13 protein-coding genes and 2 riboswitches are annotated in these 14,361 nt (G+C 30.1%); of the genes, 10 read left to right on the forward strand and 3 right to left on the reverse strand.

All coding sequences use genetic code 11. From position 1 onward, the window contains the following. Nucleotides 1-2: 2 nt before the first annotated feature. Entirely contained in the window at nucleotides 3-1,634 is a 1,632-nt protein-coding gene (groL, locus tag M2214_RS01065) for a chaperonin GroEL (protein ID WP_248481831.1), read from the forward strand. A 255-nt stretch (nucleotides 1,635-1,889) separates the two neighbouring features. Further along, nucleotides 1,890-3,095 carry a SpoIIE family protein phosphatase gene (locus M2214_RS01070; RefSeq protein ID WP_248481833.1) on the forward strand — a complete coding sequence of 402 codons (1,206 nt, stop codon included), beginning with the start codon at nucleotides 1,890-1,892 and terminating at the stop codon, nucleotides 3,093-3,095. 14 nt (nucleotides 3,096-3,109) lie between these two features. Here M2214_RS01070 and rocF read toward each other — a convergent pair whose 3' ends face one another. After that, on the reverse strand, nucleotides 3,110-4,012 hold the full coding sequence (gene rocF, locus M2214_RS01075; protein ID WP_248481835.1) for an arginase: 903 nt from the start codon (nucleotides 4,010-4,012) through the stop codon (nucleotides 3,110-3,112). 153 nt (nucleotides 4,013-4,165) lie between these two features. Between rocF and larB the strand changes: the two genes are divergently transcribed. From larB to M2214_RS01100, 6 genes are all read left to right on the forward strand, one after another. After that, nucleotides 4,166-4,915, forward strand: coding sequence for a nickel pincer cofactor biosynthesis protein LarB (gene larB / locus M2214_RS01080; protein WP_248481842.1), 750 nt, complete (start codon nucleotides 4,166-4,168; stop codon nucleotides 4,913-4,915). A 20-nt stretch (nucleotides 4,916-4,935) separates the two neighbouring features. Then, nucleotides 4,936-5,700, forward strand: a complete 765-nt coding sequence (gene larC, locus M2214_RS18385; protein WP_408648298.1) for a nickel pincer cofactor biosynthesis protein LarC — start codon at nucleotides 4,936-4,938, stop codon at nucleotides 5,698-5,700. Nucleotides 5,701-5,708: 8 nt separating this feature from the next. Beyond that, entirely contained in the window at nucleotides 5,709-6,137 is a 429-nt protein-coding gene (gene larC2 / locus M2214_RS18390) for a nickel pincer cofactor biosynthesis protein LarC2 (protein ID WP_456300431.1), read from the forward strand. Nucleotides 6,138-6,232: 95 nt separating this feature from the next. Then, a riboswitch (purine riboswitch) is annotated at nucleotides 6,233-6,334 on the forward strand. A 357-nt stretch (nucleotides 6,335-6,691) separates the two neighbouring features. Next, nucleotides 6,692-8,158: an IMP dehydrogenase gene (guaB, locus tag M2214_RS01090; RefSeq protein ID WP_248481844.1), complete on the forward strand. Its 1,467-nt coding sequence runs from the start codon at nucleotides 6,692-6,694 to the stop codon at nucleotides 8,156-8,158. A gap of 1 nt (nucleotide 8,159) precedes the next feature. After that, nucleotides 8,160-9,695 (forward strand): glutamine-hydrolyzing GMP synthase, encoded by a 1,536-nt coding sequence (gene guaA / locus M2214_RS01095; RefSeq protein ID WP_248481846.1) that lies wholly within the window; start codon nucleotides 8,160-8,162, stop codon nucleotides 9,693-9,695. A 190-nt stretch (nucleotides 9,696-9,885) separates the two neighbouring features. Beyond that, nucleotides 9,886-11,166: a sensor histidine kinase gene (locus tag M2214_RS01100; protein WP_248481848.1), complete on the forward strand. Its 1,281-nt coding sequence runs from the start codon at nucleotides 9,886-9,888 to the stop codon at nucleotides 11,164-11,166. Between the two features lie 16 nt (nucleotides 11,167-11,182). Here the strand turns inward: M2214_RS01100 and M2214_RS01105 are convergent, their stop codons facing one another. Both M2214_RS01105 and M2214_RS01110 read right to left on the reverse strand, forming a co-directional pair. After that, nucleotides 11,183-11,329: a hypothetical protein gene (locus M2214_RS01105; RefSeq protein WP_248481849.1), complete on the reverse strand. Its 147-nt coding sequence runs from the start codon at nucleotides 11,327-11,329 to the stop codon at nucleotides 11,183-11,185. Continuing rightward, on the reverse strand, nucleotides 11,313-11,915 hold the full coding sequence (locus M2214_RS01110) for an accessory gene regulator B family protein (RefSeq protein WP_248481857.1): 603 nt from the start codon (nucleotides 11,913-11,915) through the stop codon (nucleotides 11,313-11,315). The genes M2214_RS01105 and M2214_RS01110 overlap by 17 nt, the downstream gene beginning before the upstream one ends. Nucleotides 11,916-12,212: 297 nt before the next feature. Then, nucleotides 12,213-12,314: riboswitch (purine riboswitch) on the forward strand. A gap of 85 nt (nucleotides 12,315-12,399) precedes the next feature. On the opposite strand from M2214_RS01110, the gene M2214_RS01115 reads away from it, so the two are divergent. Continuing rightward, nucleotides 12,400-13,749: an NCS2 family permease gene (locus tag M2214_RS01115; protein WP_248481859.1), complete on the forward strand. Its 1,350-nt coding sequence runs from the start codon at nucleotides 12,400-12,402 to the stop codon at nucleotides 13,747-13,749. A 109-nt stretch (nucleotides 13,750-13,858) separates the two neighbouring features. Continuing rightward, nucleotides 13,859-14,335 carry a 5-(carboxyamino)imidazole ribonucleotide mutase gene (gene purE, locus M2214_RS01120; protein WP_248481861.1) on the forward strand — a complete coding sequence of 159 codons (477 nt, stop codon included), beginning with the start codon at nucleotides 13,859-13,861 and terminating at the stop codon, nucleotides 14,333-14,335. Nucleotides 14,336-14,361: the final 26 nt, after the last annotated feature.

Raw genomic sequence — 14,361 nt, forward strand, 5'->3', positions numbered from 1 at the left:
AAATGGCTAAAGAAATTAAATTTGCTGAACAAGCAAGACGTTCATTAGAAAAAGGAGTTAACAAACTTGCAGATACTGTAAAAGTTACGTTAGGACCAAAGGGAAGAAACGTTATATTAGATAAAAAATTCGGATCACCACTTATAACTAATGACGGTGTAACTATAGCTAAAGAAATAGAACTTGAAGATGCTTATGAAAACATGGGAGCACAACTTGTTAAAGAAGTTGCTACTAAAACTAATGATGTAGCAGGGGATGGAACTACTACAGCTACGGTTTTAGCTCAAGCTATAATGAGAGAAGGATTAAAGAATGTAGCGGCAGGATCTAATCCTATACTTCTTAGAAAAGGAATACAAAAGGCTGTAGAAATTTCTGTTTCAAAACTACAAGAAACTTCAAGACATGTAGAAAATAAAGAATCTATAGCTCAAGTTGCGGCTATTTCTGCAGGAGATGAAGAAGTAGGTAAGCTTATAGCTGATGCTATGGAAACAGTAGGTAAAGATGGAGTTATAACTGTTGAAGAATCTAAGACTATGTTAACAGAGCTTGATGCAGTTGAAGGTATGCAATTTGACAGAGGATATTTATCTCCTTACATGGTAACAGATGTTGAGAAGATGGAATCTGTTTTAGATAATCCATATATATTAATTACAGATAAGAAGATAAACAATATTCAAGAAATATTACCAGTGCTTGAGCAAATAGTACAACAAGGTAAAAAGCTTCTTATAGTGGCTGAAGATGTAGAGGGCGAGGCTCTTGCTACTTTAGTAGTTAATAAGTTAAGAGGAACATTCGAAGTTGTAGCTGTTAAGGCTCCTGGTTTTGGAGATAGAAGAAAGGCTATGCTTCAAGATATAGCAGTTCTTACTGGTGGTCAAGTTATATCTGAAGAAGTGGGACTTGATTTAAAAGAAGCTGAGTTATCTATGTTAGGTAGAGCAGCTACTGTTAAGGTAACTAAGGAAACTACTACAATAGTAGATGGAGCTGGTAATGAATTAGAAATTAAAGACAGAGTAAATCAAATAAAGGTTCAAATAGAAGAAACATCTTCTGAATTTGATAAAGAAAAATTACAAGAAAGACTTGCAAAGCTTGCTGGAGGAGTAGCTGTAATCAAGGTTGGAGCTGCTACTGAAACTGAGCTTAAAGAAAGAAAGCTTAGAATAGAAGATGCTCTTAATGCTACAAGAGCAGCTGTTGAAGAAGGTATAGTATCAGGTGGAGGAACTGCACTTGTTAGTGTTATACCTGCGGTTGAAGAATTAATTGAAACTCTTGAAGGAGAACAAAAGATAGGTGCTAAGATAATAAGAAAAGCACTTGAAGAGCCATTAAAGCAAATTGCTACTAACTGTGGACTTGAAGGAGCAGTTATAGTTGAGAATGTTAAAAACTCTGATGTTGAAATCGGATTTGATGCTCTTAATGAAACTTATATAAACATGATAGAGGCTGGAATTGTTGACCCTACTAAGGTTACAAGATCAGCACTTCAAAATGCAGCATCTGTAGCTGCTGTATTCTTAACAACAGAAGCTGCTGTTGTTGATATTAAGTCAGATGATGCTGTTCCAGCTATGCCAGGTGGAATGGGTGGCGGAATGCCAATGATGTAATTAAAGAAGACCTTTTGGTCTTCTTTTTATTTTTGATAAAGTTTATTGTTGAGAGAAAAATAAATGGTATTAAAATACCATTTATTTTTTAAGTGTAGATCTTAAATTTTGAATATACTAAAAAAAGAAATGAAAAGACTTATAAGGGTAGGAGAATAAGTTAAGAATTGCAAAAAAGTCTACATTAAGAATCTTTACAATAAAGATTCTTTTTTATGTTAAAATAAGCTATGATAATTATTAGGGGTGATAGGAATGAAATTATCTATAAATCAGCTGAAAGAGTCTAATGCTTTTTTAAATAATTTATTTGAAAATATAACTTCGGGTATATTTTTGGTTGATAAGAATGTAAGAATACAAGAGTTTAACGATACATTCAAGGTATTGTTTAATAAACGCGATGTTGAAATATTAAATGGGTTATGTGGTAATGTTATAGGATGCATTTATACTGTTGAAGAAGGTGAGGAATGTGGTAATACTTCGAACTGTGGAAAGTGCTGTGTAAGAACGGCTATAAATAGGGCATTTCAAGATAAAAAAAATACTTTGAAGCAGGTTATGAATAGAGATTTCTATATCAAAGATAGTTCTATAAACAAACATCTTCAGTTTACAACAAAGTATATGACTTATAATGATGAGGATATGGTACTTGTAATATTAGACGATGTAACTGAGATTGAAAACAGCAAATTAGAGCTTGAAAGAAATAATAAGATTATACAAAAGTATAATGATAAGATAAAAAAGGAATTATCTATTGCTAGAAATGTTCAACAGAGTCTTATACCATATAAAACCCCTATATATAATGGGGTAAAATTAACGGCAGTTTACAAACCTTTGTATGAGGTTGGGGGAGATTTATATGATTTTATAAATATAGATGAGGATAATGTAGGCATATTTATAAGTGATATATCTGGACATGGAATAGCTGCTGCTATGATAACTACAATGGTAAAGGCTATACTTGAAACTAGTAAAGATCTTTTGTACACACCTGATAAGCTTATGGAGAATATAAATAACAAAATATTAAATGTAGCAGAGAACATGTATCTTACAGCTTTTTATGGAGTATATAATAACAAGACTAGAGAGTTTACATATATAAGATGTTCTCATCCTTATCCATTGATTATAAGGGATAAGGAGGTTATTGAGATTAAAGAAAGTGAAGGAATGATGTTAGGGGTATTTGATGGATTAGAATTTAAATCGCATAAAACTAAATTAAAACAAGGCGATAAAATTTTATTTTATACAGATGGATTAATGGAAACTAAAAATAATTCTGGGATTGAATTTAATAATAGAGTTTTTGAAATAATAAATAGTAGATCAGATAAAAATATACATGAGATTATAGAGGGTATAAATGAAGAGTTGGTATTATTTAAAGGCGATCAAGAGTATGAAGATGATATATGTATATTAGGGATGCAGATATAGCATCCCTAATGGATTTAATAGTTTAAGTTTTCAAACATAAAGTCTATTAAGTCTACAGCTAAGTGTAAAGTTTTATTATTATTATCTAAATTGGGATTGAATTCTACAAAGTCTATAGATTTAACTAACTTAGATTCTAATATTTCTTTTAGAACAGTCTTAGTTTCTTCAATGTCAAATCCACTGTCTACAGGAGTACCTGTGCCTGGAACAAATTTAGAATCTATAAAGTCCATATCAAAACTTAAATGAACTCTGCTTATATTATTTTGCCTTAGAGTATTTATGATAGAAGATATTGTTTCTTTAAGACCTTTTGATTTCATATCTTCAGGCGAATAAACATTAAGATTGTTTTGCTTTATAAGATTCATTTCACCTTCATCTAAGTCTCTAGCTCCTAATATGAATACATTTTTAGGATCTACTTTTTGACCTTTGAAATACAAGTTAGTAAGCTTTTCGTGACCAAATCCCATACAAGCTCCAAGTGGCATACCATGAGTATTTCCACTTCCAGATGTTTCATGGGTATTTATATCTCCATGTGCGTCCATCCATATAACTGCGAATTTATCATCGTGCTTGCTAATTCCTGAGATACTACCAAGACCTAGAGAATGATCTCCTCCAAGCATGAACGGAAAACTATTTGACTCAAGTGAAGAATATACCATATGAGCTAGGTTTGTGTTTACGTCGACAACAGAGTCTAGGTACTTCATATTACTATTTGCTTTGAATTTAGTATCATCTGATTCTGGTTTTACATAAAGGTTTCCTAAGTCATAAACTTTGTAACCATGTTTGCTTATAATAGATTCTATGCCGTTATTTCTTAATAAATCGGGAGCGGCTTCAGGTCCTTTTTTGTCGCATCCATAGAATAAAGGAATTCCTATTAAATTTACATTCATCTAAAAAACCTCCTAAGTATGTTAAATTATTTGCAGAAAGTATGTTAAAATTATATTATAATTATTACATATTTTTTACAAAAAAGAAAATAACAAAATAAATAAAATATTCAATGAAATTTGAACTATAGTTATAAGATAGAGGTGAATAAAATGGACATTAATAATTTGAAAAATCTACTTTTAGATATAAAGGATGGAAAAGTAGATGTAGATTCAGCATTAGAAGATTTAAAAACATTGCCTTTTGAAGATTTGGGTTATGCTAAAGTTGATCATCACAGAAGTATTAGAAATGGATATCCTGAGGTTATATATTGCGAGGGAAAGACTGATGAACATATAATAGGTATAGTAGAAAAAATGTATGAAAAAAAATCCAATATACTTGGAACTAGAGCAAAAAAAGAAACTTATGAAAAATTAAAAGAAATATATCCAAACTGCGAGTATGAGGAGTTTGGAAGAATTATAAAAATTCAGAATAAACCTATAGAAAATATAGGCAAGGGAAAAATAGTAGTAGTTACAGGAGGGACATCAGATATACCTGTAGCTGAAGAAGCTTATCATACAGCGAAGTTTTTAGGAAATGATGTTGAAAGACTTTATGATGTTGGAGTGGCTGGAATCCATAGGCTTTTAAATAATAGAGATGTTTTAATGAATGCTAGAGTTATAGTTGCAGTAGCTGGAATGGAGGGAGCTCTTCCTAGTGTTGTAGGAGGACTTGTAGATGTTCCTGTAATAGCAGTTCCAACATCTGTAGGATACGGTGCTAATTTTAATGGATTATCAGCACTTCTCACTATGTTAAATAGTTGTGCTTCTGGGATATCTGTTGTAAATATAGATAATGGATTCGGAGCTGGATATCTTTCTAGTATGATAAATAAACTATAACTTTTAAAGGAGAAGACAAAATGGAAAAAATACTTTACTTTGATTGTATATGTGGTGTTTCTGGAGATATGACTCTTGGCGCACTTTTGGATTTAGGTCTTAATAAAGATAAATTCTTAACTGAGATTAACAAGCTTAATATGAATGATGAGTTTGAAATTGTTATAAAAAATAAACAAGAAAATGGAATAAATGGTACTAATGTTTGTGTAAATGTTAAAGAACATACACATGAACATCACCATGATGGGCATAACCACCATCATCATAGACACTTAAATGACATACATAAGATAATAGATGAAGCTGATATTACGGATAATGCTAAAGAAATAGCTAAAGATATATTTATGCAAGTAGCTACAGCAGAAGCTAAGGTTCATAATAGTACAATTGATAAAGTTCATTTTCATGAAGTAGGTGCAACTGATTCTATAGTTGATATAGTAGGAAGTGCAATACTTATAGATATGCTTAATGTAGATAAAATTTACTGCTCATCAGTTCCGCTTGGAAGTGGGTTCGTAAAGTGCGATCATGGAGTAATACCTGTTCCAGCACCAGCTACAGTTGAAATATTAAAAAAAGCTAAGGTTAAAATAAATTCTGTAAAAGGAGAAACAACTACTCCAACGGGAGCTGCTATAGTTAAAACTTTAAGCGATGAATTTTCAGATGATATTGAATTTGAAATAGATTCTATAGGGTATGGAATGGGACATAAGAAATTTGAAATACCTAATATGCTAAGAGTTATACTCGGTGAAAAAAAAAAGAGAGCTTAGTATATGAGATAAATGCCAATATAGATGATATGAACTCGGAGATATATTCTTACTTATATGAAGAAATATTAAATATGGGAGCTCTTGATGTATATACTCACAGTATATACATGAAAAAGAATAGACCCGCAGTTAAATTATGTGTATTATGTGAAAAGGATAATTTAAATAAAATAATAGAATATATATTAAAAGAGACGACTACGTTTGGCATCAGATTTAATGAATTTAAAAGAGAGACTTTAGATAGAAAATTTATAAAGTTAAAAACAACTTATGGTAATATATCTATAAAATTTGCATATCATAAAGATAAAATAGTAAAATATGCACCTGAATATGAAGAATGCAAAATTATAGCTCAAAAATATAATGTTCCATTAAAAGACGTGTATGATAATATAAATTATGATGTGAAAAGGTATTTAAATATTTGATTATAAAACTTATTGAACGACAGAAAATTCCGAAAATGCTGATGGATATTAAAAGATATTGACAATAAAAAAAATGTTTGATAAATTATATAGCATAAGTTAAAACTATATTCACTCATATATACTCAGTAATATGGACTGAGAGTATCTACCGGGGGACCTTAAAGCTCCTGACTATGCGTGAAATTATTTATAGGTTATTTATTTATAAAAAAGTGGGTTTGTAGGCTGAGAGTATCCCTGTGAGTTTGCTTGTTAAATAAATATATATATACAAGGACCTATATAATGATTTCGCTTTAAATAGAAATTATTATATAAGTCCTTGTTTTTTTTTATCCGAAAGTTAAAAGTTCTAAGATTCCATCCTCTTAAGGCTGGGATAATAACTTAATAGCTTCTGGATTAGCTCAACTAAAAATTCAGTTGAAGTAAAAACTTCATCTGAATTAAGTTTCGCTTTATCTAAAATTATATACAACGAAGGTTTGAATAAGAGACATATTAGTTCTCTTATTTTTTTAAAATATACTACTAATGGAGGAGGATTTAAAATGAGTAAAATTGTAAAAGAAGGATTAACTTTTGATGATGTATTATTAATTCCTCAAAAATCGGACGTACTACCAAGTGATGTAGATTTATCGACATATCTTACTAAAAAAATAAAATTAAATATACCTTTAATGAGTGCAGGTATGGATACAGTAACTGAATCTAAGATGGCTATAGCCATGGCAAGAGAAGGTGGAATAGGAATAATCCATAAAAACATGACTATTAAAGAACAAGCTTTAGAGGTTGATAAGGTAAAAAGAAGTGAGCATGGGTTAATAGTAGATCCTTTCTATTTAAGCAAAGAGCATACTATAAAAGATGCAGATGAATTAATGGGAAGATATAGAATATCTGGTGTTCCAATAGTAGATGATAATAATAAATTAATCGGAATAATAACTAATAGAGATATAAGATTCGAAGAAGACTTTTCTAGAAAAATAGAAAATGTTATGACTAAAAGAGAAGATTTAATAGTTGCAGAAGAAGGAACTTCTCTTGAAGAAGCTCAAAAGGTACTAAGACAAAATAAAATAGAAAAGCTTCCTATAGTAGATTCAGATGGACTTTTAAAAGGACTTATAACTATAAAAGATATAGAAAGAAAAGTAAAACACCCTAATTCAGCTAAAGACTCAGGAGGAAGACTATTATGTGGAGCAGCTATAGGTATAACTCATGATATGATGGAAAGAGTAGAAGCTTTAGTACAAGCTAAAGTTGATGTTGTAACTCTAGATACAGCTCACGGACATTCGAAAGGAGTTATAGAAGGAGTCAAAAAGATAAAAGCAAAATATCCAGAACTTCAAGTTATAGCTGGAAACGTAGCAACGTATGAAGCGACAGAAGAATTAATACAAGCTGGAGCAGATTGTATTAAGGTAGGAATAGGACCAGGATCTATATGTACAACAAGAGTGGTAGCAGGAATTGGAGTACCACAAGTAACAGCTATAATGGATTGTTATGAAGCTGCTAAAAAATACGATATCCCAATAATAGCAGATGGAGGAATTAAGTACTCAGGTGATGTGGTTAAGGCTATTGCTGCTGGAGGATCTGTTGTAATGATGGGATCTATGTTTGCTGGAACTGAAGAAAGTCCAGGAGAGAAGATAATATACAAAGGAAGATCGTTTAAGGCATATAGAGGAATGGGATCTATAGGAGCTATGGAACAAGGATCTAAAGATAGATATTTCCAAACAGGATCTAGAAAATTAGTACCTGAAGGTATTGAAGGAATGGTAGCTTATAAAGGAAATGTTGAAGATATATTATTCCAATTAGCGGGAGGAATAAGATCTGGTATGGGATACTGCGGAGCACCAACTATAGATAAATTGATGGAGAATGGGAAATTTACAAGGATAACAGGAGCTGGACTTAAAGAAAGTCATCCTCATGATGTAACTATAACTAAAGAAGCGCCAAATTACAGTGCACAAGGAGAGAATTAATATGGAAAAAGAATTAGTATTAATAGTTGACTTTGGAGGTCAATATAACCAACTTATAGCTAGAAGAGTTAGAGATTGCAATGTATATTGTGAAATAATTCCATATACTTATTCTCTAGAAAAAATAAAAGAAAAGAATCCTAAAGGTATAATATTCACAGGAGGCCCTTCAAGTGTATATGCAGAAGGTGCACCTAAGATATCTAAAGAAATATTTGATATGAATATACCTATACTCGGAATCTGCTATGGAGCTCAAATTATGTCATACACTCTAGGTGGTAATGTTAAAAGAGGAGAGAAAAGAGAGTACGGAAAAACAGAAATAAACTATAAGGAAAGTTTATTATTTAAAGATGTAGATTCTAAAAATATAACTTGGATGAGTCATACAGACTTAATAGATAAGACACCAGAAGGTTTTGAGATAATTGCACACACTACTGATTGTCCAGTAGCTGCAATTCAAAATGAAGAGAAGAAATTATATGGAGTACAATTCCATCCAGAAGTTGAACACTCTATACAAGGTAATCAAATAATAAAGAACTTCCTATTTAAAGTATGTAATTTAAGTGGTAGTTGGACTATGGATTCTTTTGTAGATCAAAAGATAAAGGAAATAAAAGAAAAGGTAGGAGACAAAAAAGTATTATGTGCTTTAAGTGGAGGAGTAGATAGCTCGGTTGCTGCAGTCTTAATTCATAAGGCAGTAGGAGATAATCTTACTTGTATATTCGTAGACCACGGTTTACTTAGAAAGAACGAAGGAGATCAAGTAGAGCAGATATTTAGAAAAGAGTTCAAGATGAACTTAATAAGAGTTAATGTACAAGAAAGATTCTTAAACAAATTATCAGGAGTATCTGAGCCAGAGGCTAAGAGAAAAATAATTGGAGAAGAATTTATAAGAGTATTCGAGGAAGAGTCTAATAAATTAGGAAAGATAGACTTCTTAGTTCAAGGAACTATATATCCTGATGTTATAGAAAGTGGAGCAGGGGAAAGTGGAGCATCTACTATAAAATCTCACCATAATGTAGGTGGAATACCTGAAGATATAGAGTTTGAGATAATAGAACCGTTAAGAGACTTATTTAAGGATGAGGTTAGAAGACTAGGACTTGAGCTTGAAATACCTGAGTATTTAATATTTAGACATCCGTTCCCAGGTCCGGGACTTGGAATAAGAGTTATAGGAGAAGTTACTAAGGAAAAGCTTGATATATTAAGAGAAGCTGATGATATATACATGCAAGAACTTAAAAATAATGATTTATACGATAAAATATGGCAAGCATTTGCAACATTACCAGATGTTAAGACAGTAGGAGTTATGGGAGATGAGAGAACTTATGCTCACTTAGTAGGATTAAGAGCTGTTACATCTTCTGATGGAATGACATCTGACTGGTACAAGATGCCTTACGATGCACTTGAAAAAATTTCAAACAGAATAGTTAATGAAGTTGATGGAGTTAACAGAGTTGTTTATGACATAACTAGTAAACCTCCAGGAACTATTGAGTGGGAATAAAAAATAGATAGCCAATGGCTATCTATTTTTTTTTTATAAATATGAAATTATAATTTAAATAAAACTAATTAATACCAAAATATAGAAAGTTGTTGTCGTATAGTGTAAAATATAAAATAAAGAAAAATTTAGTTATACTGCAGATGAATAACAAAATGTAATACATTACAAATTTGTGAAGGACTGATAAATGAAAATGATTAGTTTATGTGATTTTATAATGGCTAGTTTGTTTAGCTACTTTTTTATTTATGTATTCAAAAAAATAGAGGGGTATAAAGATAATAATTTAGGTTTAGAAATAAAATGTATATTGTTAATATCATTAATAGATTTTATATTGAATATGATAGCTATTAAGCCTATAAAGCTAGGAGTATACTATATACTTTTAGAGATAGCTATATATTATATAATGAGAAAGAAGCAAGATAATTTTTTCTTATCATACATTTTAACATTTTGGGTATTCCAAATCTCAGATATATGTGTAGGGCTTTTTTTCTATAAAAGCAATATGGTGCCAAAAATTTTAAGTGAAAATATATATTTTAATATAATAGGATCTATGGTATTAGTAATTGGGGTATCTATATTGCTATGTAATATATTGTTGAAATTTAGGAAAATAAATAAGAGATTAGTTGAGGAAGAAGAAAAATTCCTTTGGGTATATATAAATATTTTTATATTAGTTTATATGAGTTATGTACATATGTACAGTGGTACGAAAAATATGCAAAATATAATCACTGTTACATTTGTGCTTTTATTTTTTCTTTTTATAAGTTATCTAATATTTATGGTAATAAATAAATTGGATATCGAAAAAAATGAAAAAAAATATATACAAATGTACAATAAGATTATAGAAGACTCTTTAGATAGTATGAGAGAATACAAGCATGATCAAAACAATATATTGTTATCCATGAGTGGATTCTTAGCAAAAGATGATATAGAGGGCTTAAAGAAGTATTTCTATGAAGATATATGCAAAAATCAAAAGATAAATAATAAGAAACTATATGGATTTAATAAGATAAAAAATAGCCCTATAAAAGGGTTAATGAATTATAAAGTTTCAAAGGCTATATCAAATAAAATAAATTTGAGCATAGATATAAGCAATGATATTAATGAATTTTTTGTGAATGATATAGACATGTGCAAAATACTAGGAATATTACTTGATAATGCAATAGAAGCAAGTGTTGAATCAGATGAAAAAATATTAAATATTTGGATATCAAATGAAGAATCTAAAGTATCTATAGCCATATCAAACTCATTTAAAACTAGACCAGATATTAATAAAATATTTGATAAAGGATATTCCACTAAGGGAGAAAATAGGGGTTTAGGCCTCAATACTGTAAAGAAATTGTCAGAAACTAAGTATACTAATATGTGTATGAATACAAGAATAGAATATGATTTATTCAAAATAGAACTTATATTAAAAAAATAGAACAACCGAAGTTGTTCTATTTTTTTAATAATGATTTTGGAGCTGTAGGTTCTTCCATGAATCCTCTGCTACAACAAAAACCTATAGATGTAGTAGCTAAGAAAAAAGCAGTACTAAATACAAATGTACATAACAGAGTTTTTAACTTATTCGAAATTTTCATAATTCTTATACCTCCTGTTAAATATTTTATATGTAGTAGGGTGTATAGCTATACACTCAAATAACAAAACAAATAAAAATATATTAGCTATTGTTTGACTATTAGAGATTAAAGAAATAAAAATATATATAATTCCAGTTGAAATAGAAAATCTTTTTTTTCTTTTTCTAGTTAATTCATTGAGTAAAGGTCTTTGTTCTGTATCTGATGGAGCGTATTTATATAGTAAATATAGTATTAATATAGATAGAGATAGTTTAATATTTATAGGAATAAATAATAGCTTTGATATATAAATTAAAGTAAAAAAAGCTATACAACTGTAAAAAAGACACATCTTTCCGTTTTTCATATGTATTCCATGAGCATTACTTCTTATAAGCCCGAATAATAGATAACTTAAAATGCTGTACTTAAATATACCTAAAAAGTAAGAAAGTCCTAAAAATATAGGAAGTTTATAAAGCTCCATTAAGAAAAGATTTAGCCCATATTTAGCAATTTCTAAATCATCTTCAGATTTATTCTCCATATAGGGTTTCATTGAATCGAATATAGCATCAGTTGCCTTGTAAATAAAACTCATATTTAACACCTTTCCTTCGTATATACTAAATTATAGCAAAAAAATACAGAAAATTCAAACGATTAATGATTGAGGATATAAAAATAAAATAATAAAAGAAATTTTTGAAAGAAAAGTACTATTTTATTATTAAAAATGATGCTATTGTAGCAAAAAAATTCATAAAAATATTTGTTATTTTATAGAGTTACATAGGTAATGTTCGTTACATGACGTATGTTATACTTATGTAATAAAAAAATATATGAAAAACTCTTGACTATTAACGAACAATAATTTATTATTAAATCATAAGATAACTTAATAGCCGAACTTTCTTATATAATCCTCGTAATATGGTCGAGGAGTTTCTACGGAATAGCCTTAAACATTCCAGCTATAAGAAAAGCTTTATATTCCACTAAATTTAGCTAGTTTAAAGCTTTTCTTATATAATTGTAAGAATTGTTTGAGCTAGCTTTATTAATTTTAAGGAGGGATATCAATGCAATTAGCAGAAAAAAAAGTTGAATCTACTGAGCAACCAAAAGGTATGCTAGATAAAATATTTAAGCTTTCAGAAAATGGAACTACTATTAAAAAAGAAGTTCTTGCAGGTATTACGACTTTTATGACAATGGCATATATATTAGTAGTAAATCCAATGATTCTTGGTGATGCAGGAATGGATAAGGGTGCAGTATTTATGGCAACGGCACTTGCAGCTGTAATAGCAACTTTTGTTATGGCGTTTTTAGCTAACTACCCAATGGTACTTGCACCTGGTATGGGTCTTAATGCATTCTTTGCATATGGAGTTGTTTTAGGAATGGGATATTCATGGCAATTTGCTTTAGCTGCTGTATTTATAGAAGGTATCATATTTATATTACTTACATTTTTTAACGTTCGTGAAAAAATAATAAATGCAATTCCTCAAACTTTAAAAAATGCTGTTACAGCAGGTATTGGATTATTTATAGCTTTTATAGGACTTGTAGGTATAGGATTTGTAGAAGCTGGAGGAGCGATATTAAAGCTTGGAGATGTTAAAAGTCCATTAGCATTACTTGCAATATTTGGTATTATACTTACATCTGTTTTAATTAGTAGAAATGTTAAGGGAGCTTTTTTAATAGGAATGATAGCTACATCAGTAATAGGAATGGTTACTGGAATAGTAGTAGCACCTAGTAAGTTAATAGATGCACCACCGTCTTTATCTCCAATATTTATGGCCTTTAGACATATACCATCATCTGAAATATTCAGTATGGATATGGTAGTAGTAGTATTTACTTTCTTATTCGTAGACTTATTTGATACAATAGGATGCTTAGTTGGTCTTGCTAGTAAGGCTGATATGTTAGATGGAAATGGAAACCTTCCAAGAGCAAAGCAAGCATTATTTGCAGATGCTGTAGGAACAACAGCTGGAGCTATGCTTGGAACTTCTACAGTTACAGTATTTGTTGAGAGTGCATCAGGTATAGCTGAAGGTGGAAGAACAGGTCTTACTGCATTTACAGCAGGAATATTATTCTTAGTATCAACTTTATTCGCACCTATATTTACATCAATACCAACACAAGCAACAGCACCTGTATTAATACTTGTAGGAGTAATGATGGCATCATCACTTCTTAAAATAGATTTTAATGATTTCACAGAAGCAATACCAGCATTTTTAACAGTTATAATGATGCCGCTTGCATATAGTATAGCTGAAGGATTGGTATTTGGAATCGTTTCATATACTGCAATCAAACTTTTAACTGGTAAAAAACACGAGATTCAACCTACTTTATATATTCTATCTTTACTTTTCGTATTAAAGTACGCATTCGCTGGTTAAATTAAATAATAGCCCTAATTTATAGAAAAATCTATATAGGGCTATTTTTATACCCATTTTAGGATAGAATGGAATTTATAGGATAAAATAAAACTATAGGAGGTGCCTTATGAAGGTAGCTATAATAATGGGATCGAAGTCAGATTACCCTAAGTTAGAAGAAGGAGTAAATTTATTAAAAAAATTTGGCATAGAAGTTGAAAAAAGAGTTTTATCGGCTCATAGAACACCTGATGAATTGATGAAATTTATGAAAAATATAGATGATGTAGATGTAATAATAGCGGCTGCTGGAAAGGCTGCACACTTAGCTGGAGTTGTAGCATCTCATACTTTGAAGCCTGTAATAGGAATTCCAATTAAGTCCTCAACTTTAGATGGTATGGACTCATTACTTTCTATGGTTCAAATGCCAAAGGGAATCCCAGTTGCAACTGTAACTATAGATTCTTCTTTAAATGCATCATTACTTGCATCTCAAATAATGAGCTTAAAATATGAAAATCTTAAAACTGAACTTGAAAATCATAGAAAAGAAATGGCTAAAAAAGTACTAGAAGATGATGAAATTGTAAGAAATTTATAATATAAATACTATATGGGGAGGTAAAT

Origin of the sequence: Tepidibacter aestuarii (assembly GCF_934924865.1) — a bacterium.
GTDB lineage: Bacteria > Bacillota > Clostridia > Peptostreptococcales > Peptostreptococcaceae > Tepidibacter_A > Tepidibacter_A aestuarii.